Source organism: Uliginosibacterium sp. TH139 (assembly GCF_002855595.1).
GTDB lineage: Bacteria > Pseudomonadota > Gammaproteobacteria > Burkholderiales > Rhodocyclaceae > Uliginosibacterium > Uliginosibacterium aquaticum.
Map to the genome: position 1 here is coordinate 487,728 of NZ_PKRR01000002.1, position 21,627 is coordinate 509,354.

The window sequence follows — 21,627 nt, forward strand, 5'->3', positions numbered from 1 at the left end:
TGACCACCCTACCGGCCCGCCATGCTCAGCTATCGCCACTCCTATCACGCCGGCAACCACGCCGATGTGCTCAAGCATTCCATCCTGGTCCAGCTCCTGGCTTATCTCGGCCAGAAGGACAAGGCTTTCCAGATCATCGACACCCATGCTGGCGCCGGCCTGTATGCGCTCGACTCCGTCCATGCCGAGAAGCTTGGCGAGTTTCGTGGCGGCATTGGCCGTCTGTGGGACCGCACCGACCTGCCACCGATGCTGGCCGCGTATGTCGCCGAAGTGCGTGCGCTCAATGGCGACGGCAGGCTACAGGCCTACCCCGGCTCGCCCTGGTTTTCCCAGCGCGCATTGCGCGAGCAGGACCGCATGCGCCTGTTCGAACTGCACAGTACCGACTTCCGCACCCTGGATAGCTACTTTGGCCAGCAAGGCAAGCAGTGCAAGGTATTTGCGGACGATGGCTTTGCCAACCTCAAAGCCCTGCTACCGCCACCGAGCCGGCGTGGCCTGACCCTGATCGATCCTTCCTACGAGCTGCGCGAGGATTACAGCCGCCTGATCCAGGCCCTCAAGGATTCGCTCCTGCGCTTCCCCACTGGCATGTACGCCATCTGGTACCCGATGCTAGCCAAGCCCGAATCGAAGCAGCTGCCCCGCCAGCTCAAGGCACTCGGCGCCAGCAACTGGCTGCACGCCACCCTGAGCGTCCGTGGCCCCTCACCGGAGGGCTTCGGCATGAATGGCAGCGGCATGTTCATCATCAATCCGCCATGGACGCTGGCCGCCACTCTGCAGGCGGAACTCCCCTGGCTCACGGCCGCACTTGCCGAAGATGAGGGAGCCTGCCACACCCTTGAGCATGAAAGCACCTGAAAAGCGCAGTGGCATGTGCCGGAGGTCATGACGCAGCGCTAGAATGGCTCGCCTTCCGGCATTCCCGCCACTCAAAGGAGAGTCCCCCATGCGCAAGATCGTGATCGCCAGCCTCGTCGCCCTGTTTGCCAGCAGCGCCTTTGCCGCCACCTGCGATGAGCAGGCCGCCGACAAGAAGCTTGCCGGAGCCGCGAAGACCAGCTTCCTCAAGAAGTGCAACGCCGATGCCTCGGCCGCAACCCCCAGCGCCTGTGATGCCCAGGCTGCCGAGAAAAAGCTCGCAGGCGCCGCCAAGAATAGCTTCCTCAAGAAGTGCGAAGCCGACAGCAAGGCCACCAGCGCCGGCAACACTTGTGAAACCCAAGCCGCCGAGAAGAAACTCGCGGGAGCCGCCAAGAACAGCTTCGTGAAGAAGTGCGTGGCTGACGCCAGCGCCACCAAGTAAGCCCTGGCCACCTGACGACGGGCCTGCCCACAAGTACTCTCGGGCAGGCACGCCGCCGGGCCGTTACCGATAGCTGGCCTTGCCTGTTTACCCCGTCACAATGAATCTGCACTGGTTCGATCAGCTCTTCAGCAAGCATCCTCATCCGGATGCACGTCCCTTGCTGCGCCGCTTGCGCCAGGGCGTGCTGGTGTTCTACGCGCTGACCCTGCTGATCGTGCTGCTGGCCGTGGCCTGGATCAGCTATGCCGACTATCAGGGCACCTTGCGCAGCGCTGAACGCCAGGCCCTGTCCCTGGCCCGCTCACTGGACGAGCACGCCACCCGCTCACTGGTCTCGGTCGAGCAGGCCATGCAGAACGTGGCCGAAGACGTCGAGCGCGCCGGCGGCATGAATAGCCTGGATGAACACTGGGCGCACGAACGGATGAAGGGCAAAGTCGAGCTCACCCCGCAGATCCGCGCCATCATCGTCATGAATAGCCGCGGCACCCTTGCCGCCCATGGCCTCGAATACCCGACCCGGCGCGTGGACCTCTCCGACCGCGCCTACTTCGCCTATCACCGCAGCCACAACGATGTGCGCCTGCGCATCGGCGAGCCGATCATCAGCCGTACCGACTACAAGTGGCTGATCCCGCTGACCCGCCGCATCAATACAGCCGACAGCCAGTTCGATGGCGTGATGCTCTCCGGCGTGGAGCCGGATTACTTCCTGCGCTTCTACGATTCCCTGCAGCTCGAGCGCGGCACCAGCATCCAGTTACTGCGCACCGATGGCGTGCTGCTGCTCAATCACCCGCTGGACATCACCCAGCTAGGCAAGAACCTGCGCGACAACGACAGCGCCAGCTTCGATGCACTGCAGCTCAACCGCACCGCCTTCTTCCGTGACCAGAGCGCAGAGGGCGATCACTTCGTCGCCCAGCTGGTCAGCGCCTCCAGCGTGCCAGTGATCGTGCGGGTAAAGCTCGATACCGAACGCGTGCTGGCCAAGTTCGTAACCGATACGCGGATGCGTGTCGCGCTCTCCTCACTGATCCTGGTCGCCCTGAGCCTGATGCTCTTCGTGCTGCTGCGCCAGATCCGTCACGTCGAGGAATCCGAATCACGCCTGCAGCTGACCCAGTTCGCGATGGATGAGTCGCCCGAAATGATCCTCTGGTGCGACTCCGGTGGTCATCTTCAGTATGCCAACCGGCGCCTTGCCGAGGTCAGCCAGTTCAGCGCCAGCGAGCTGCTGTCGATGGGTTTCGGTGAGCTGATCGGCGACTCCGAGCAACGCTGGGAGCAACTCGAGAACACCCTACGCATCGTTGGCCGGCAGAGCCAGGAAAGCGTCCTGCGCTGCAAGAATGGCCAGCGCGTACCGCTGGAGCTGACCGCTGCACGCATCTCGGACAAGCATCGCCATTACCTGTGCATCACTGCCCGCGACATCAGCGAACGCCTTGCCGCCGAGGAAGAGCTGCGCCGCCATCGCGATCACCTGCAGGAGATGGTCACCGAGCGCACGGCGGAAGTACGCACCGTGCTGGATGCCAACCCGCTTGCCATCGTGCTCTCGGTGCAGGAGCACATGCAGCTCGTCAACCCGGCCTTCGAAGCCCTCTTTGGCTACGGCATGAGCAGCATCAACGGCCTGCCCGAGCGCCTGATTCATGCCTCGGAAGAATCCTACAGCCAGACCCGGCGAGCCATCGAGAATCGCGTCGCCCTCGGCGGCACCTACCGCGGTGAAGCCGAGCTGCGCCGCAGCGACGGCTCGATGTTCTGGGCCATGCTGTTTGCCCGCGCACTGGTGCCGAACGAGCCCGAGCGCGGCCTGGTCTTCATCATCGAGGATGTAACCGCCCAGCGCACCGCTGCGCTCGCCCTGCGTCAATCCGAGCAGCTCAAGCGCTCGGTGCTCGACACCACCGCCGACAGCTTCGCCCTGATCGACCGCCAGCGCCGCTTCGTAGACGTCAACCAGGCGCTATGCCTGCAACTGGGCATCAGCCGCGGCGCCCTGCTTGGCCAGACTCCCGAAGCCGTATGGGGCGAAGCCATCGCCGGACGCCTCTTCCCGCAAGATGACAAACAACTCTCCGCCACGGCCAGGCGCGAGATCATCCTGCCGATTCAGGATGGCCAGCGCCATCCCTTCATGGTCAGCTACGGCCTGATTCCGGACGATCGCGGCGAGACCGAATATGTGTTCGCCTTCCTGTCGGACATCTCACGCCAGAAGGAAATCGAGAAGACCCTGCTCGAAGCCAAGGAAGCAGCCGAAGCGGCCAGCCACGCCAAGAGCACCTTCCTCACCAACATGTCACACGAGCTGCGCACGCCGATGCACGCCATCCTCTCCTTCTCCGAGATGGGCCTGCACAAGTCCGGCGCCAATGAGGCGAGCGAACTCGCACGCTACTTCGAGCGGATCCAGAACGCCGGAAAACGCCTGCTTGCGCTGCTCAACGACCTGCTCGACATGTCGCGCCTGGAAGCGGACAAGATGAGCTACGACAAGGCCCGCCACTACCTGCAGAACACCGTGCAGGCCGCCATCGCCGAGGTGTCCTCACTGACCATGGCGAAAGCACTGAGCCTGCTCAACAATGACAGCTACCCGCGCCTCCTGGCCACCTACGACAAGGCCCGCCTCACCCAGGTGCTAATCAATCTGCTCTCGAACGCCATCAAGTTCAGCCCCGCCAAAAGCAGCATCGAGATCGACTATCTCAGCGAGGCGGACCCGGTCACTGGTCAGCCGGTGGTCGGCCTCACCGTGCGCGATCATGGCCCCGGCATCCCTGAAGGCGAGCTCGAACTGATCTTCGACTCCTTCGAACAGAGCAGCAAGGCGCCAAGCCCTGGCGGCACCGGCCTGGGGCTCACCATCAGTCGCCGCATCATGCTTGATCATGGCGGCAGCATCTGCGCAGCCAATCATCCCGATGGCGGCGCCGTCTTCACCATTCGCCTGCCCGCCGAAGCGCCCAGCCCGGCACTTACCGAGCACGCCTGAAACACCCCGCGCGCCGCAACTGCGGCGCTGCATGACGCCCTGCTGCACCAGATCAAAGATTCGCTCCCGCTTGCCGTAAACGACAGGATGAGCGGTGCTGGGCCAAGGGCGTGGCACGTTGCTTGCACTATCGCGCAAGCCCGGCTCCAGGCGCTACCGGCACGAGCGGAGAATGATGAACGCACGCCTCACCGAGACTCTTCGCCTAAACCTGTTGCTGGCCGCTGCCAGCGCCGGGCTGGGCGCGCTCGCCCTGCGTGTTGCGATCGACCCCGGCATCACCACACCGATCTTCCCCGGCACCGGCATCGCCCTGGCCGCCCTGCTGCTCTTTGGCCTGCGCGTACTGCCCGGCCTCTACCTTGGCATGCTGTGCGTGCAGCTCGCCACCTCGCTCAAGTTCGGCTTCAATCCGCTGCTCCTGCTGGGGCTGCCGGCCAGCGTCTGCCTGCAGGCCCTGTTTGGCCAGTGGCTGGCGCGCAGCCTCAAAGCATATCCCTCAGCCCTCGACGAAACCCGCGAAGTCGCCCTCTTCGTTGGCATCGTCGCCCCCATCGGTTGCCTGCCCAGCGCCACGCTCGCCACCTTGCTGCTGCAAGTGGGCACCCAGGATGCGGGGCACGCCGATTTCTTCAACTGGGCCAACTGGTGGATCGGCGACACCCTCGGCGTGCTGATCTTCACCCCGATCTGCTTCACCCTGCTGGGCCGGCCAGCCAGCCACTGGGAAGGCCGCCGCCGCACGCTGGGCATCCCGCTGCTGCTGGCCACCCTGGTCATTGCCGGCGCCCTGATGCTGGTCCGTCAGCGTGAAGAGATCCGCCTCCAGTCCGAATTCCTGCGCGACGCCGAAAGCGTTGCCAGCGTTCTGCATAGTCGCCTGCAAGCCAAGCTAGACATGCTCCTGGCCCTCGAGCGCCATCTGAGCCTCAACGAAACCCCACTCACCCCGCGCGACTGGCAACGCCTCACTCATGCCTGGCTCAACCGCTATCCCGGCATCGTCAACCTGACCTGGAACCCACGCATCCGCTTGGCCGATCTGGCCAACTTCGAGCGTGCCCAGCAGCGCGCCGGGCGCAGCGGCTTCCGGGTCATGGACCGCGATCTCGCCGGGCATCTGAAACCCGCCGAGCCCGCAGACGAATACTTCCCGATCACCCTGATCGAGCCACTCGCTGGCAATGAAAAAGTCCTGGGCCTGAACCCGGCCGGCTACGCACGCGGAGCCATCCCGATCGGCGTCTCGCGCAGCACCGGTCGCCCTGCGGCCAGCGATCCGATCACCCTGGTTCAGGGAGACCGCAGCCAACCCGGCGTGATCGTGTATCAGCCGGTATTTTCAGACGACACCCTCAACCTGCGCGGCATGGTGACACTTGCCATGCGCATGGAAGACATCGTCGCCCTCGCCCGCGAGCAGATCATCTCGCCACACATCAGCCTGTGCCTCGCCGACCGCAGCGCCGAACCCTCCTCCCAGCGCCTCGCCGGCCCGGCCGACTGCGCCCGCCCGGACTGGGCCGACAGCGGCCGCATCCTGATCCGCAGTATCGGTTTTGCCGACCGCGAATGGCAGATCATCCTGCGCAGCGAAGCCCATTTTTCCTCGGCCAGCCGCAGTTGGGCCTCGGGCGCCGCAATCGGCTCGGCGCTGGTCTTCTCGGCCCTGCTGAGCGCCTTCCTGCTGCTCACCTCGGGGCGGGCACGCCGCACCGCCGAACTGGTGGCCCAACGCACTGCCGAGCTGGCCCGCGCCAGCACCCGCCTGCGCGACCAGCAGGCCCTGCTGGCCCAGGCTCAGCGCATCGCACGGATGGGCAGCTGGGAACTCACCCCGGGTGGCGGCACCCTGCACTGCTCGGAAGAGTTCCTGCGTTTGCTGGAGCTGCCGGGCAGCACCCGCGTGCAGCGCGAGGACTTGCTGCTACGCCTGATCCCTGACGATCGTTCGCATCTCGATATGGCACTCGAAGAAGCTGCCCGCAACGGCAGCAGCCAGGCGCTGGACTGCCGCATGGCCGACCAGAACGGCGTCGAGCAGATCCTGCATTTCCAGGTCGAGAGCGAATGGTTCATGGGCCGCCTGATGCGCGTGTATGGCACCGCCCAGAACGTGACCAGCGCCCGCCAGGCCGAGGCCCACATCCAGTACCTCGCCCGTTTTGATGCCCTCACCGGCCTGCCCAACCGCAATTACTGGCTGGAACAGGCCCGCGCCGTACTGGCCGGCGCGCATCGCCATAGCGATCAGGCTGCAGTCCTGTTCCTCGATCTCGATCACTTCAAGACCATCAATGACTCCCTGGGCCATCAGGTAGGCGATGAACTGCTGGCCACCGTGGCCCAGCGTTTGCGCCAATGCCTGCGCGCCGAAGATCTGCTGGCCCGCCAGGGGGGCGACGAGTTCGTACTGCTGCTACCGCGCCTGAGCCACATCGAGGAGATCACGGCAGTGGCCGGCAAGCTCGTCAGAAGCCTGGCAGCCCCTTTGCAGATCGACGGGCACGAACTCAGCGTCTCGGCCAGCATCGGCATTGCCCACTATCCGAGCGACGCCGAGGATATCGACACCTTGCTCAAGCATGCGGACGTGGCGATGTACAGCGCCAAGCAGTCCGGCCGCAACAACTACCAGTTCTTCGTGCCGGAGATGAATCAGCGCGCGATGCAGCGCCTGCAGCTCGAAACGGCCTTGCGCCGGGCCATCGAACGCGGCGAGATGGTGCTCCATTACCAGCCTCAGATGGAGCTTGAAACGGCACGCATCGACGGCTGCGAAGCCCTGGTGCGCTGGCAGCACCCGGAACGCGGCATGGTGCCGCCGATCGAGTTCATCCCGCTGGCTGAAGAATCCGGCCTGATTCTGCCACTGGGCGATTGGGTGCTGCGTGAAGCCTGTGCACAGCAAGCCCGCTGGGCCAGAGCAGGTATGCCGCTGGCGATGGCTATCAACATCGCCGCATTGCAGTTCCAGCAGGCAGACTTTGTGCCCAGGCTGCGCCAGATTCTGGAGGAAACAGGGGCCGACCCACGCTACATCGAACTGGAGATCACCGAGGGCGCACTCCTCGCTTCCACGGACGAGTTGGTCGAACGCCTCGACGCGCTCTGCGCCATGGGGCTCTCTCTCGCCCTGGACGACTTCGGCACCGGCTACTCCTGCCTCGCCTACCTCAAACGCCTGCCCATCCAGCGCCTGAAGATCGACCGCTCCTTCATCAAGGACTTGCCGGGTGATCTCGAAGACGCGGCCATCGCCGCAGCCACCCTGTCCATGGCGCGCGACCTGGGCATGCGCGTCGTGGCAGAAGGCGTAGAAAACCCGGCGCAACGCGACTACTTGATGGCGCGAGGCTGCCACGCAATCCAGGGCTATCTGATCGGGAAACCCCAGCCTGCCGCAGCCTTCGAAGCCTGGCTACGGCAGCAGGAAGGCCTCCCGGGCAGGTCCGAACCAGATTGAGTGGGCACCTCCGCCAGCGGCGCATAATTCCGCTCAACCTGCTGCGGATGTCCGCAACTGGGTTCCAGAAAAGGAGCAGCAGCATGCACAAGTCGCTTTCCGCGAGTCTGATCGCACTCGCCTGCCTCATATCCGGCAATGCGCTGGCGCAATACGTCTATCCGGCCAAAGGCCAGTCTGCCGAGCAACAGAAGAAGGACGAATACGAATGCCACAGCTGGGCCGTCGGCCAGACCGGCGTGGACCCCACCAAACCTGCTGCGGCCGCACCCGCTCCTGCCCCCGCACCAACAGGCGGACGGGTACGCGGAGCCGCTGCTGGTGCGGCGGTAGCGGCCATCACTGACAATGACGTTGGCAAAGGCGCAGCCGCCGGAGCCGTGGGCGGTGCGGCGGCCCAACGTGGCCAAAGGCGCCAGCAGGCCGCGGCCCAGCAGCAACAGGCCACCGCCCAGACGCAGGGCAACAGCGCCGCTTACAACCAAGCCCGCGCCGCCTGCCTCAGCGGCCGCGGCTACAGCGTCAAGTAAGGCGCGTGCCGGGCGGCCCCGCCGTCCGCCCGGCCGCTCACTGCGCCCGGGGCGCCCCCGACTCAGCCCCGCCGAGCGCGGCATACAGCTGCAGCAGCGCCGCCTGCGAGCCGCGCGAGGCCTGCACCGCACTGAGCTCGGCAGCCAGCAGATCCTGCTGGGCATTGAGCACCTCAAAGTAATCCGTCACCCCGGCGCGGTAGCGCATGTCCGCCAGACGCAAGCGCTCTCGCGTGGCCTTCACACGCCGTGCCAGAGCATCGCTCTGCTCAGACAGACGCTGGAAACCGACGATCGCATCCTCCACCTCGCGCAGGCCCTGCAGCACGCTACCCGCGTAGGTTTCGGCCGCTTCGCGCTGGCGCGCCTCGGCCAGATCAAGCTGGGCCATCAGGCTGCCACCGTTGAAGATCGGCAGATTGATCACGCCTCCCGCCGACCAGGCCTCGGTGCCGGTGCTGACGACTTTCGAAAGATCGTAACTGGCCCAGCCCAGCATGCCGGTGAGCTTGATCGACGGCAGCCAAGCCTTGCGCGCGGCGAATACGCCATGCTGGGTGGATTCCAGCGCACGTTCAGCGGCCCGCACATCCGGCCGGTTCAGCAGCAGATCAGCGGGCAGCCCCACCGGCAGTGCGGTCGGGCGCGACAAATCGCTGACCATGCCGCTACGCGGCACCGCATGCGGCGGGCGACCGATCAGGATGGCCAGCGCATTCTCCGCCTGGGCACAGGCTCGCCCGATATCGGCGCGAGTCGACTCGGCGCCGGCCAGCGCAGACTCAGCCTGATTCACATCCACCATCGACACCACGCCGCCCTTGAAGCGGCGCCGCACCAGATCCAGGGAGGTGGCCTGACTGGCCACGGTACGCTCGGCAATCAGCAACTGCTCATCAAGCTCCAGCAGCAGCAACCAGCCCCCTGCAACCTGGGTATCCAGGCTGACCTGGGCAGCCCGGTAGGTTTCCTCGGCGGAGAGCCAGCTCTGGCGACCGGACTCGGCCTGATCGGCAATACGCCCCCACAGATCGAGTTCCCAGCTCAGTGCGGCGGCCAGTTGGGTGGATTCGCCGATCTGGTTGTCCAGTGCGGCACTCACCGGCTGCTTGCCGCGTGAGGCCGCGCCCTGCGCGTTCAGCGCCGGCCAGCGCTGGGCGCGCAGCACGCCATAGCTGGCAGCAGCCGCATCGACGCGGGCCGCCGCGGCACGCAGGCTGCGGTTATTGTCGCGCGCGGCCTGCAGCAGTGCGGCCAGATCCGGCCGCGCAAACAGTGCCGCCCAAGGGGCCGGCGCATCCGCCACGGTCTGGCTGGGCAGGCTGCGCCATTGCTCTGGTATTTCGAGGGCTGGACGATCTACCGTGCCCGGCGTGGCACAGCCGGCCAGCCACAGGCTGATCGAGAGAACGAGGCAGGTGTGCTTCATCATGCGTCCTCCCCCTGACGGTCTGCCGTGCCACGCCCCGCATCCCGCGCCGCATCGCGCGAACGATTCATGGCGTAGAAAAACAGCGGCGTGAAGAACACCCCGACCAGGGTCGCCGCGAGCATCCCGCCCATGATGCCGGTGCCTACCGAATGCTGGGTCGCAGCGCCGGCCCCCGAAGCCGTCACCAGCGGAATCACGCCGAGGATGAAAGCCAGCGAGGTCATCACGATCGGCCGCAGGCGCAGCTTCGCGGCTTCGATGGCCGCGTCACGGCTGCTCATGCCCTCCTCCCATTTCTGCTTGGCAAACTCCACAATCAGGATGCCGTTCTTACCAGCCAGACCGATCAGGGTAATCAGGCCTACCTGGAAGAACACATCATTGGCCGAGCCCCGCAGGAATAGGGCCAGCAGCGCGCCAAGGATGCCGATTGGCACCACCAGGAAGACCGCTACCGGCAGCCGGAAGCTCTCGTAGAGCGCCGACAGGAACAGGAACACGAAGATCAGCGAGAGCAGAAACACGAAGCCCTGCTGACCGCCGGAGAGCTTCTCCTGCAGCGACTGGCCGGCCCACACAAAGCTCACCCCCTGCGGCAGCTCGGCCTTTGAAATGCGCTCCATGGCCTCGATCGCCTCGCCCGAACTGCGCCCTGGTGCCGAAACACCATTGAGCTGGATGGCGGGATAGCCATTGAAGCGGCTCAGCGAGATCGGCGCCGAGCGCCATTCCGTTGTCGCCAGCGAGGAGAAAGGCACCAGCTTGCCTTCGGCATTGCGCAGATTGAAGTTGCCCAGAAACTCAGGATCGGAACGGAAACGTGGATCGGCCTGGAGCTTCACTTTCAGGTTGGTACCGAACTGGGTGAATTGATTCACGAAGCTGGAGCCCATCAATGCACCGACCCCGGTGTATAGCTCGGAGAGGTTCACTCCCATGGCCTTGGCCTTATTGCGATCCACATCAAGAAACAGGGTCTGCACATCAGGCGCAGCCACGCTGCGCACGCCTGCAATCGAAGCTTCCTGCGTAGCGGCCTGGACCAGCTTCAGCGCGGTTTCATTGAGTTTGACGCGGTCCCCGTCGGTGGAGATCAGGCGGTAGTCGAAGCCCGAGATCATGCCCATGCCTGAAATAGCGGGCTCGTTGATGGCAAAGATGCGCGCCTCCGGAATCGTGTACAGCGCCCGGTTGGCGCGCTGCACGATGGTAAAGGCATGATCCTTGGCCTCACGCGCAGCCCAGTCCTTGAGGGTGATGAAGAAGAAGGCCTGGTTAGCGTAACGGTAGAAGATCGAGAAGCCCTTGATCGCCAGCACCTGCTCCACTGCGGGCTCCTGGCTCATGAAGTACTGCTCGGCCTTTTCCACCACCGCCTGGGTGCGCTCGGGCGAAGCACCGGAAGGCAGATCGATGGCCACCATCACGGTGCCCTTGTCCTCGTCCGGCACGAAGCCACCGGGAATGGTCTTGAGCAGGAACGCCATGCCGCCGAGCAGCACGGCATAGAGGATGAAGCAGCGCACCCCGCGCCCGAGCATGAAACTCACCACCCCGGTAAAACGGCCTGTCAGGCGCTCAAAAAAAACATCGAATTTCTGGATCAGCTTCGGCTTATGCACGCCCGGCTTGAGAATCAGCGCACACAAAGCCGGCGTGAGGGTCAGCGCGACGATGGCCGAGAGCAGCGTGGAAATCGTGATGGTGATGGCGAACTGCTTGTAGAGCGTGCCGGTCACGCCACCCAGGAAGGCAATCGGCACGAACACCGCACAGATCACCGAGGTAACGCCCACGATGGCACCGCCAATGCCCTGCATGGCTTTCTTCGCCGCGTCTTTCGGTGAGCGCTTCTCGCTGTGCATCAGATGCTCAACGGCTTCGACCACCACGATCGCATCATCCACCACGATACCGATTGCCAGCACCATGCCGAAGAGGGTCAGCATGTTGATCGAAAAGCCCATCACCAGCATGCCGGCCAGGGTGCCGATGATGGAGACAGGAATCGCGATCAGCGGCACAAGCGTGGCCCGCACGCTGCCAAGGAAGAGGTACACCACGACCAGCACCAGCAGGAAGGCTTCGATGAAGGTATGCACCACCAGCTCGATCGACGCATTCACGAAACGCGTCGTGTCATACGAGATCACGCTCTTGATTTCGGCCGGTAAATCGGCACCCAGCTCATCCATGCGGCTGCGCACCGCCTTGGCAAGCGCCAGAGCATTCGCCCCGGGGCGCAGGTAGATACCCAGTGCAATAGCCGGCTTGCCATTGAGGCGCGAGGAGATCGAATACTCCTCGCTGCCCAGTTCAACGCGCGCCACATCGCGCAGGCGCACCACAGAACCATCCTTGTTGGCACGCAGGATGATGTCCTCGAACTCTTTCACCTCCACCAGCCCGCCACGCGTCTGCATCGGGAAGGTCAACACCTGACCGCTCGGGGCGGGCGCCTGACCAATTTCGCCGACGGCAAAATTCTGGTTCTGTTCGCGCACACCGTTGATCACGTCGGTCACGGACATGCCGTACTTGGCCAGCGAATCCGGCTCCACCCACAAGCGCATCGAGTACGGATTGCCGAAGAGTGACACATCACCCGCTCCCGGCAGACGCTTGAGTTCATTCACATAGCGCGAGTAAGCCAGGTTGGCGAGATAGGCGGCGTCAAAGCGCGGATCATCCGACTGCAGCGCCACGATCATCAGCATCGAAGGATTGGACTTCGACACGCGCAGCCCCTGCTGCAACACCACTTCCGGCAGCAGTGGCTCGACGCGCTTGACGCTGTTGTTCACATCCACCGCAGCAAGATTCAGATCGGTGCCAGGCTCGAAGGAGATGGTCAGCTCCATCAGGCCGCTGGCCGATGCGGTGGACTGCATGTCGAGCAAGCCTTCGATGCCATTCATCTCACGCTCGATCGGCGCGGCCACGGTGGTTTCGATGGTTTCCGGGCTGGCGCCGGGATAGACCGCCGTGATTTTGACTTGCGGCGGTGCGACGTTGGGATACTGCTCCACCGCCAGCTGCTTGACCGAGAGCAGGCCCAGCAGGGTGATGAACAGCGCGATGACGGTCGCGAAGACCGGACGATTGACGAAGAACCCCATGCCGCTCTCCTCAGCGCGCGGCCGGCGTGCTGGCAGAGGGAGCGGATGCAGCCGCGGGCGTTGGCACAAAAGTCTGCGCGCCCGGGCTCAGTTTCTGCCCGCCTTCCACCACCACCATTTCGCCTGCGCCAAGACCTTTGTCGATAGCCCATTTCTCGCGCTGCCACTTGCCAACCACCACATCGCGACGCTCGGCGCGACCCTTCGCATCCACCACCCACAGATAGTGCCCAGTGGGTGACTTCATCACGGCCTGCTGTGGCACCAGGATGGTGTTGGGAGACTCTCCCGAAGTCAGCTCGATACGCACGAAGAGGCCGGGCAGCAACTCAGCCTTGGGATTCGGCAGCACCGCACGCAGGGCAATGGTGCCGGAGCTTTCGCTCACTTCGATGTCAGCGAAATCAATGCGCCCGGTGGGCTTGAGCTGCGAGCCATCGGGCATGATGATGCGCGCCACCGAATCGCCATGCTCCTGAATCGCGCCGCTCTGCAGCGCCTTGCGGAAGGCCAGCGCATCGCGGTCCGAAATCGTAAAGGACACATAGATCGGATCGAGCTTATCGATCACGGTCAGGCGGGTCGGCGAGCCCTTTCCAACCAGACGCCCCTCAGGCATTTCACTACGCCCGATACGCCCGCTCTCGGTGGCCAGGATGCGCGTGTACTCAAGATTCAGCTTGGCCCGATCGACCTGCGATTCAGCGGCTGCTACCGTCGCTTCGGACTCCTTCATCGAAGCCACGGCATTGTCATACTCCTGCTGGCTGATGGCGTTTTCCTTCACTAGCGGCGCCAGGCGCGCTTCGCGCGAGGCCGCATTGACGGCGGTGGCCTTCTGTTTGGCCAGGCTAGCCTCGGCATCCCGCAGCGCCGCCTCATAGGGTGCGCGCTCCAGCGAATAAAGCAGATCGCCCTTCCTGACCTGGCTGCCCTCAACAAAGTGACGCGTCTCCAGAATGCCTTCCACGCGCGCCATGATTTCCACCGATCGATATGCCTGCGCTCGGCCAACAAACTCGGTCACCACCGGCACCGTTTCACGGGTGGACTTCTCGAGGCGTACCGGCACCGGCGGCGGGCCGGCCTTCGCTACATCCTGCTTGCCATCACAACCAGCCAGCAGGCTCGCCAGCAGCCCCGCCACTCCGATCATTATCGTGCCGCGCATGGAATTCCCCCGTTGAGTCCCTTGCAGCCTCACAGACCACTTGTAATCGGCCGCACCGCCCCTGCGGTATGGATGAGGCCTGGCCATTCGGCCACAGGGCCATGCCAACGGCAAGCGCGCGGCAGCCGGACTTTCGGGCAAGGGCGCCGCGCCGTGGGCAGCGCAGCACGGCTCAGGACTTGGCGGGTGCCACGTAGCGCTCGGCGCGCTGGCCACTGAGGCGATAGCTGGCCACGCCGAAGGGACTGTCGATGTGCTCGATGCGCAGCTCCCCACTGATCCAGAAGGGCTCCATCATGCGGCCCCTGAAGGGCTTGTCCATCACCACATGGATCGTCTGGTTGGAGGGTGGCGGCGGCGAATGGATGCATGCGCCGAAGTAAGGCACCAGCAGGAACTCACGAATATTTTCACGCTCGGCATCGAGTGGCACCAGAAACCCGGCAATTCGTACGCTCTGGCGATCCAGCGCCGGCACCGCCGGAGCCTTGTCCCAGGCTTCACGCATCTTCTGCATGAGCTGATTGGCCTGCGGATCGCCATCCTGCAGGCGGGCGATGTCCTCCTGCCGGATGCCGGCCAGCGGATCCCAGTCCTTCGGCGTGAGATCCTCCCAGAACAATTCACGATAGCTGCTGGCCGCCTTCACGGCAGCCGGCGCGAGACGCTCACCGAGCTTGTAGGCAGGAGCGTCAGTCTGCTGCGGGCCACAGGCCGCCAGCAGCAAAACCATCAGACTGAGGATCAGGCAAAGCAGTCGCTTCAGCTTCATCTCAGAACTCGTTCTGAAGCTTCTTGTAACCCGCCACCAACTCGTTGTTGGTCCGCACCACATCTTCCGAAAACTCCGCCGCTGAAGCCGTCACTTTCGGAATCGTGGCCAAATCGGTGTTCGCGTTGATGTAGGTCGTGGAGGGGACGTAGAAGCCTGCTGGCAGATCACAACCGTCAACCACCGAGTTGTGGCGCACCACACAGCCCTCCCCCACCTTGCAGTTGAAAACCACGCTGTTGAAGCCGATGAACACGCGCCGGCCAATCTCGCAGGGGCCGTGCACAATGCTGCGGTGGGCAATCGAGCTGTGCTCGCCGATCTTCACGGCAGCACCCGACTTTGAATGGATCACCACCCCGTCCTGAATGTTGCTATGCGCACCGATCACGATCGGCTGCATGCCGCCCGAAGCATCCACCTCGTCGGCACGGATCACCGCATAAGGACCAATGAATACATTGTCGTGCACGATGACTTTGCCGCAGATGATTGCGGTCGGATCGACAAAAGCGGATTCGGCAATCACGGGAAGATCGCCACTGGGGTTCTTGCGAATCATGGAACAGCTTCTCCGGGGTTGGAAAGAATGACGATCTCGTCACCCAGTACGGCATTGTAAAAGCAGGACGAGCGCCCCGTGTGACAGGCTCCGGCGTTCTGGTCGACACGCAGCAACAGGGTGTCGCCATCGCAATCGAAGCGTGCTTCGATCAGATGCTGGGTCGCGCCGGAAGTTTCCCCTTTTCGCCACAGCTTTTGTCTGGAACGAGACCAGTAGCAAACGCGGCCCGCAAGCAATGTTTCTTCGAGTGCCGTGCGATTCATCCAAGCCAGCATCAGCACTTCACCGCTATCGTGCTGCTGGGCTATCGCCGCGATCAGGCCCTCGGCACTCCAGGGTAAGTTATCGAGCACGGCAGCCAATGGCAGACGGGTGCCGCCCACATCCATCTCATGCGCGCCGAGCAGATTGGCGGCTTTCATGAATGCAGCCCCTCTAGCCTAGCAGCACGTAGCGCCGGGAAATCTAGCGGCATGACCAACAGACTGGACGGCTGGCCGCAGGAAAGCGCTGCGGACGTTGGAACTCAGTCGCTTTCAGCACGCTTGCGCTCCAGCTTCTGTTCGCGTCGCCGCCGGTCGTGAAGGATCTGATGACGGCGCGTGTCGCTCATCTTTTTCCAGCTGCGCGCCTCTTCGCGCGTGCGCAAGCAGCTCGTGCAAAAACCGGTTTTCCCGTCAAACACGCAGACGTCGATGCAGGGTGAGGGCACGGCCATAGATCAGGCTTCCTCCACGTCCTCAATGGTCTGCCAGTCCGGAAAGGGGTCCACCAAACGGGCCCAGGCAAACGGTCCGGCCTCCATCTCCAGCCCGGTCAGCAGGCAGGTGTCGAGCCGAGCGCGCAGGGCATCCTGGTCCATGGAGGTGCCGATGATGACGATCTCCTGACGGCGGTCGCCGAAGGTTTTGTCCCAACGCTCCTGGATGCGCGATTGCGCGGCTTCGTCCTGCGGCCACTGGCTGCGGTCGACTGACGCCCACCACAGGCCTGCCGGGCCGTGGCGGCGCACGGCACCGGCCAGCGCCCATTCGCCGGCCAGATCCATGCGCGAGGCGAGCCAGAAGTAGCCCTTGGCACGCAGTACGCCGGGCCATTCCTGATGCGCAACCCGCCAGAAGCGCTCGGGGTGAAAGGGGCGGCGTGCGCGATAGACGAAGCTCGTGATGCCGTATTCCTCGGTCTCCGGCGTGTGCGTGCCGCGAAGCTCTTGCAGCCAGCCCGGCGATTGCGCGGCCTGCTCGAAGTTGAAGAGGCCGGTGTCCAGCACGGTGTTGAGCGGCACGCGGCCGAACTCGGCTTCCACGATGCGCGCACGCGGATTGAATTTCTTCAGGATGCCGTAGAGTTCGTGCCGTTCCTCGGCGCTGATCAGATCGATCTTGTTGAGCACGATCACGTCGCAGAATTCGACCTGCTCGATCAAGAGATCGACCACCGAGCGCTCGTCCTCTTCGCCCAGCGATTCGCCTCGGTCCTGCAGGCTGTCGCGGCTGCCGTAGTCGCGCAGGAAATTGAAGGCGTCGACCACTGTGACCATGGTGTCGAGCCGCGCCACGTCGCCGAGGCTCTGACCCTGTTCGTCGGTAAAGGTGAAGGTTTCGGCTACCGGCAGCGGCTCCGAGATGCCGGTCGATTCGATTACGAGGCAGTCGAAACGGCCTTCCTCCGCCAGCTTGCGCACCTCGATCAGCAGGTCTTCGCGCAGCGTGCAGCAGATGCAGCCATTGCTCATCTCGACCATCTTTTCGTCGGTGCGTGAGAGTGTGGCACTGCCTTGCCGCACGAGTTCCGCGTCGATGTTTACGTCCGACATGTCATTGACGATCAGCGCCACGCGGCGCCCCTCGCGGTTTTCGAGGATGTGCTTGAGAAGCGTGGTCTTGCCAGCGCCGAGGAAGCCGGAAAGAACCGTCACGGGGAGTGCTTGCATGAAAATCCTCCAGTCAATTCCAGATTGCATCCAGCGCCAAGACGACGCGTGGCATGTCTTGTTCAATTACCGCTGGAGAGCGGTGAATCGCGCCGTGTGCAGCGTTGCCGGGCCAGGCACTCCCCTTGAGCAGGGTGATCGCGTGCAGCGGCACCCGAGCAATGCCATCTGCATTCACGATCAGGCCGGAACTTTCATCGCTGGCGCCGCCTGCCAGCCCTAGGCGCGCCCGGTCGGCCGCCTCGCCATGAAGATACTCGGTGCCTGTGCCGCGATAAGTGCACAGCATGCGGATGCCGACCCGGTCGACATGAAAACGCGGGCACATTGGTTTACGCAGCACTTCAAGACGCAGGCCTACGCTCTCGCAATCGAGCAGATCACGCATCAGTTCGGCCTGCCAGGCAATGTCTGCCAGCAAGGCGTCGCGGCCCGGCGCTTCCGGCAGGGCGTTAGCCGGCAGGAATTCGTCGGCGCCGAGCTTGTGGCGCAAGCCAGAGCCCAGGCCGCGCTGAACGTCCGGCAAGGAGAGGTAGGTCGAGATGGCGGCGAGCGGTGCGCGCTCCAGCAGCACGGCATTGGTGTCCGCCTCAAAGATGCGGGTCAGATCCAGCAATTCGCTGCAAGGTCGCAAGCCGGGCTCCACACGGGGCACCGGGAAATCAGCGCTGCCCATCGATCAGCTCCATGATTTCTTCGAAGACCGCGTCGCCCAGTGCATCGGCGCCCACCACGCACTTGCCGATCACGCGGCGGAATTCGGCTTCGGGCAGCTTGTCGCCGATAAAGACCAGCGCCGACTCGCGCGGGCCATCCGGCAGCCAGGGCTCGGCCAGGTTCAGGGCCATCAGCATGTGCACGCCCTGCATCACCACCTTCATTTCCTGATCTTCGAAGTGAAGAATGCCCTTGTAGCGCATCAGGCGCGGGCCGTATTTGTCGATCAGGGCGCCGAGCGCGAAGCGCAGGCGCAGGCCATTGAAGGGCTGCTGCGCACGGATCACGAAGGAGCCCACGTCATCGTCATGATGGTGGTGCAGAGCCTGCAGGAATTCCGGTTCGATGGACTCGGCCACCTCTAGGCTGAAGGCATCGATGTCCAGGATCTGTTCCAGCGCGGTCTCGCCGAAATGCACCTCGGCGATCGGAGCACGCAGATTGATGCCGGCAAGGCGATCCCGCAGGGCCTGCAAGGCCTCCTGCAGCACCAGATCGGCCTTGGAAATCAACAAGCGGTCAGCAAAGCCGACCTGCTCCTGCGCCTCGTGGTGCGCATCGAGCTGGCTCATGCCATGCACTGCATCCACCACGGTGATGACCGCGTCGAGCCGGTAAAAGTCGGCAATCGCCGGTTCGACGAAAAAGGTCTGCGCCACCGGCGCGGGGTCGGCCAGACCGGTGGTTTCGATGATGACCCGCTCGAACGTCAGCTCGCCGGCGGCATGGCGCTCGGCCAGCTCGCCCAACATACGCACCAGATCACCACGCACCGTGCAGCAGATGCAGCCGTTGTTCATCATCACCACCTGCTCTTCGGAGCGGTGGGCCAGCAAAGCATTGTCGATGCCGGCCTCGCCAAACTCATTCTCGATCACCGCAATACGATGGCCATGCGGCTCGGCGAGGATTCGATTGAGCAAGGTGGTTTTTCCGGCGCCAAGAAAGCCGGTGAGCACGGTGACAGGAATTCTGGCGGGGAGATTAGGCATGGCGAAAGGTTCTTATGCAACAGTGTTGCATTCTATCGCCACAACCCTTTAATGCAACCGTGTTGCAATAAAAATCAAGATCAGCCGCGCTACAGCCTCGGACTCAAACCGTCGGCGAGCGAGATGCGATAGGCGCGCCAAGCCGGCAGCAGGCTGGCCAGCAACCCGGTGGCGGCAATCCCGCCCAGCCGGAGGCACTCCTCCTGCCCCGGCCACACACCGGCCAGCACAATGCCGAAACGGCTCTGCAGCCAGGCTCCGCCCAGCCACACACCCAGTTGCAACAAGGCGAGCCCCAGCAGACAGCCAGCCAGCGTAGTCCCCAGGCCTTCGATGATCAGCAGGGCCAGCACTTCGCGTGGCCGCGCGCCGACCGAACGCAGGATCGCCAGTTCGCGCCGACGCGCATCCAGCCCGGCGAGGATCACGGCCATCAGCCCGGCGAGGCTCACCGCTGCCACCAGCGCGGACACCGCCTGTAGCGTCCGCTCGCCTGCGGCCAGCATCTGCCACAACTGATCGAGCACCACGCCGGGCATGGCTGCACTCAGCGCTTCGCCCGGAGCGGTATTGAGTTCGCGCTGGAGGCGGAACACATCGCTGCGATGCTTGAGGCCGACGAGCTGGGCAGTGATGGTTTTCGGCGTGAGATCAAACTTGCGGACCAGCTCCGGCGGCACTGAAAGGCCCGCCAGCGGCATACCGCCCTGCCAGTCGACATGGATGGCCTCCATCGAAGCGAGCGAGATGTGCACGCTGCGATCGACCGGTGTGCCAGTGGGCGCGAGGATGCCGACCACGCGGAAAGGTTTGTCGCGGTGCTCGGCACCTTCCAGCTCGGGGCTGCCATGCGCCAGCACGATGGACTGATCGAGCGTGTAACCCAGCTCACGCGCCACGCTGGCGCCGATCACGGCTTCGAACAGGCTGTCGAACAGGCGTCCACTTGTCAGCGCAAGCGCCTGTGCATCACCGTACTGGTAGCGCTTGAAATAGTCCGGCTGGGTGCCCACCACCGGGAAACCGCGATGCGCGTCGCCCAACGAGATCGGCACCGTCCAGGCCACGGCAGGATGCGCAGCGATGCGCTGGGCCGCCGCCCAGCTCAGACTCGGCGTGGGCTCACCAATCCGGAATACGCTGTAGAGCAACAGATGGGCATGGCTGCCCCGCGCACCGACCACCAGATCGGTACCAGATAGCGCGCTTGAAAAGCCTTCGCGGGCACCGGCCCGCAAGCGCTCCACCCCCAGCAGCAGAGCAGCCGCCAGGGTGATCGAAAGCAGGGTCAGGCCCAGGGCATAGCGGCGGTTCCAGGCACTGGCGAGCGCCAGCCGCAGCAGGATGAGCGCCTTCATGCAGCGCCTCCGGCATTGAATTCACTGAGCGCCTGCACGCGGCCGAAGTGAGCGGCCAGGCGCTGGTCGTGGCTAACGAAGATCAGGCTGCTGCCAGCTTCGTTTGCCTCGTGCAGCAGCAGGTCTACAAAGTCCTGCTGACGCTGGGCATCCAGTGCCGAAGTTGGCTCGTCGGCCAGCAGCAGTTCGGGTTGGCCGATCAGGGCGCGGGCGGCGGCCACGCGTTGCTGCTGGCCGACCGAGAGGGCGCTGACCGGTCTTTGCCAATCCGCCGCAAACAGGTCCAGATGGCTCAGGAGGCGCTGCGCTTCGGCCTGCAGCGAAGCAGCCCCGCGGCTCAGCGCTCGCGCCTTGCGCCGCGATGAGAAGCGGCAGGGCAACAGCACATTGTCGATCACGGACAAGTAAGGCAAGAGATTGAACTGTTGGAAGATGTAGCCGATATGCTCACCACGCAGGCGATCGCGTATCGCCGCGGGCAGATGGTCGACACGCTCACCCAGCAGATGGATTTCGCCCGCAGTTGGCCGCAGTACGCCAGCCAACAGGCTCAGCAGGCTGCTCTTGCCGCTGCCGCTGGCGCCATGCAGGAACAGGTGCTCGCCGGGCTGCAGGGCGAAATGCGTGATGGCGAGGCAGTCTGCAGACTGGCCGGGCCAGCGTTGGCGCAGCCCGCGCAGTTCGATCAGCGGGGCGCTCACCAGACAAGGCCGCGCGACGGACCGGTGAGCCGGGCAGCGCGCTGCACTTTGCTCGTCACCAGCCGGGCTTCGATCACGCGCAGGCGCTTGAAGGTGTCAAAAAAAGCCACTTCCAGGCGCTTCAGTTCCGCCGGTCGGGCACATTTGAAGCGGTAATGCGCATCCAGATCAGCGTGCTCCTGCTCGCTGGCTCCGGCTGCAGCAGATGTCGCCTTCTCGCCGAGCAACTCGGGGGAGATGGCCGCCGAGGCCAGGCTTACCCCTGACAGCGCGCAGCCGGCCGCCGGGCTCGGCAGGAGCAACGAGTCCCCGCTCCGCAGCAGCGTTGCCAGCTCACGCACCCTGGCCAGATCCTGCGCGGATTTCGGTGCCCGCTCAAAACCGAGCAGGCTTTCGAGTGGCAGTTCCAGTTCAACGCTGAAAACATCGCCCTCCAGGCTGGCGTTGAGATGACCCACGCCATGACTATGCCCCTCGGCGGCCTGTGCTGCGGCCGAAGAGAGCAGAAGCAGGATCAGGGCGACAAGTTTGCGCATGGCGGAATTCTCG

General features: G+C 64.1%; 18 protein-coding genes. 5 read left to right on the top strand and 13 right to left on the bottom strand.

Going from position 1 to position 21,627, the window contains the following annotated elements; translation table 11 throughout:
• Positions 1 to 21: 21 nt before the first annotated feature.
• From C0V76_RS05800 to C0V76_RS19865, 5 genes are all read left to right on the top strand, one after another.
• A complete protein-coding gene (locus C0V76_RS05800; protein ID WP_101941423.1) occupies positions 22 to 867 on the top strand; it encodes a 23S rRNA (adenine(2030)-N(6))-methyltransferase RlmJ in 846 nt (281 codons plus the stop codon).
• Positions 868 to 955: 88 nt separating this feature from the next.
• Positions 956 to 1,312 carry a hypothetical protein gene (locus C0V76_RS05805; RefSeq protein WP_101941424.1) on the top strand — a complete coding sequence of 119 codons (357 nt, stop codon included), beginning with the start codon at positions 956 to 958 and terminating at the stop codon, positions 1,310 to 1,312.
• A gap of 100 nt (positions 1,313 to 1,412) precedes the next feature.
• Entirely contained in the window at positions 1,413 to 4,322 is a 2,910-nt protein-coding gene (locus C0V76_RS05810) for a PAS domain S-box protein (protein WP_101941425.1), read from the top strand.
• A gap of 172 nt (positions 4,323 to 4,494) precedes the next feature.
• The gene (locus tag C0V76_RS05815; RefSeq protein WP_254048195.1) at positions 4,495 to 7,788 is read left to right on the top strand and encodes an EAL domain-containing protein; all 3,294 of its coding nucleotides are present in this window, start codon (positions 4,495 to 4,497) and stop codon (positions 7,786 to 7,788) included.
• A gap of 83 nt (positions 7,789 to 7,871) precedes the next feature.
• Positions 7,872 to 8,318 (top strand): hypothetical protein, encoded by a 447-nt coding sequence (locus C0V76_RS19865; protein WP_158239153.1) that lies wholly within the window; start codon positions 7,872 to 7,874, stop codon positions 8,316 to 8,318.
• Positions 8,319 to 8,355: 37 nt separating this feature from the next.
• Here C0V76_RS19865 and C0V76_RS05825 read toward each other — a convergent pair whose 3' ends face one another.
• The 13 genes from C0V76_RS05825 to C0V76_RS05885 form a co-directional block, all read right to left on the bottom strand.
• The gene (locus C0V76_RS05825) at positions 8,356 to 9,750 is read right to left on the bottom strand and encodes an efflux transporter outer membrane subunit (protein WP_101941427.1); all 1,395 of its coding nucleotides are present in this window, start codon (positions 9,748 to 9,750) and stop codon (positions 8,356 to 8,358) included.
• Entirely contained in the window at positions 9,747 to 12,869 is a 3,123-nt protein-coding gene (locus C0V76_RS05830; protein WP_101941428.1) for a multidrug efflux RND transporter permease subunit, read from the bottom strand. Before C0V76_RS05830 ends, C0V76_RS05825 begins: the two co-directional genes overlap by 4 nt.
• Positions 12,870 to 12,879: 10 nt before the next feature.
• Entirely contained in the window at positions 12,880 to 14,040 is a 1,161-nt protein-coding gene (locus C0V76_RS05835; protein ID WP_158239154.1) for an efflux RND transporter periplasmic adaptor subunit, read from the bottom strand.
• A 172-nt stretch (positions 14,041 to 14,212) separates the two neighbouring features.
• Complete coding sequence (locus C0V76_RS05840; RefSeq protein ID WP_158239155.1) at positions 14,213 to 14,812, bottom strand: DUF3299 domain-containing protein; 600 nt, start codon at positions 14,810 to 14,812, stop codon at positions 14,213 to 14,215.
• Between the two features lies 1 nt (position 14,813).
• Entirely contained in the window at positions 14,814 to 15,374 is a 561-nt protein-coding gene (locus C0V76_RS05845) for a carbonate dehydratase (protein ID WP_101941431.1), read from the bottom strand.
• Positions 15,371 to 15,766: a phosphoribosyl-AMP cyclohydrolase gene (hisI, locus tag C0V76_RS05850; protein ID WP_216821683.1), complete on the bottom strand. Its 396-nt coding sequence runs from the start codon at positions 15,764 to 15,766 to the stop codon at positions 15,371 to 15,373. The genes C0V76_RS05845 and hisI overlap by 4 nt, the downstream gene beginning before the upstream one ends.
• A 137-nt stretch (positions 15,767 to 15,903) precedes the next feature.
• The gene (locus C0V76_RS05855) at positions 15,904 to 16,095 is read right to left on the bottom strand and encodes a DUF1289 domain-containing protein (protein WP_101941433.1); all 192 of its coding nucleotides are present in this window, start codon (positions 16,093 to 16,095) and stop codon (positions 15,904 to 15,906) included.
• A 3-nt stretch (positions 16,096 to 16,098) separates the two neighbouring features.
• Positions 16,099 to 17,310 carry a zinc metallochaperone GTPase ZigA gene (zigA, locus tag C0V76_RS05860; protein ID WP_158239156.1) on the bottom strand — a complete coding sequence of 404 codons (1,212 nt, stop codon included), beginning with the start codon at positions 17,308 to 17,310 and terminating at the stop codon, positions 16,099 to 16,101.
• Between the two features lie 13 nt (positions 17,311 to 17,323).
• Positions 17,324 to 17,986, bottom strand: coding sequence for a DUF1826 domain-containing protein (locus C0V76_RS05865; protein WP_101941435.1), 663 nt, complete (start codon positions 17,984 to 17,986; stop codon positions 17,324 to 17,326).
• Positions 17,973 to 19,019: a GTP-binding protein gene (locus C0V76_RS05870; protein ID WP_101941436.1), complete on the bottom strand. Its 1,047-nt coding sequence runs from the start codon at positions 19,017 to 19,019 to the stop codon at positions 17,973 to 17,975. Before C0V76_RS05870 ends, C0V76_RS05865 begins: the two co-directional genes overlap by 14 nt.
• Before the next feature lie 89 nt (positions 19,020 to 19,108).
• Complete coding sequence (locus C0V76_RS05875; protein ID WP_101941437.1) at positions 19,109 to 20,377, bottom strand: ABC transporter permease; 1,269 nt, start codon at positions 20,375 to 20,377, stop codon at positions 19,109 to 19,111.
• Positions 20,374 to 21,078, bottom strand: a complete 705-nt coding sequence (locus C0V76_RS05880; protein WP_101941438.1) for an ATP-binding cassette domain-containing protein — start codon at positions 21,076 to 21,078, stop codon at positions 20,374 to 20,376. The genes C0V76_RS05875 and C0V76_RS05880 overlap by 4 nt, the downstream gene beginning before the upstream one ends.
• On the bottom strand, positions 21,075 to 21,614 hold the full coding sequence (locus C0V76_RS05885) for a DUF2796 domain-containing protein (protein ID WP_143707357.1): 540 nt from the start codon (positions 21,612 to 21,614) through the stop codon (positions 21,075 to 21,077). The genes C0V76_RS05880 and C0V76_RS05885 overlap by 4 nt, the downstream gene beginning before the upstream one ends.
• Positions 21,615 to 21,627: the final 13 nt, after the last annotated feature.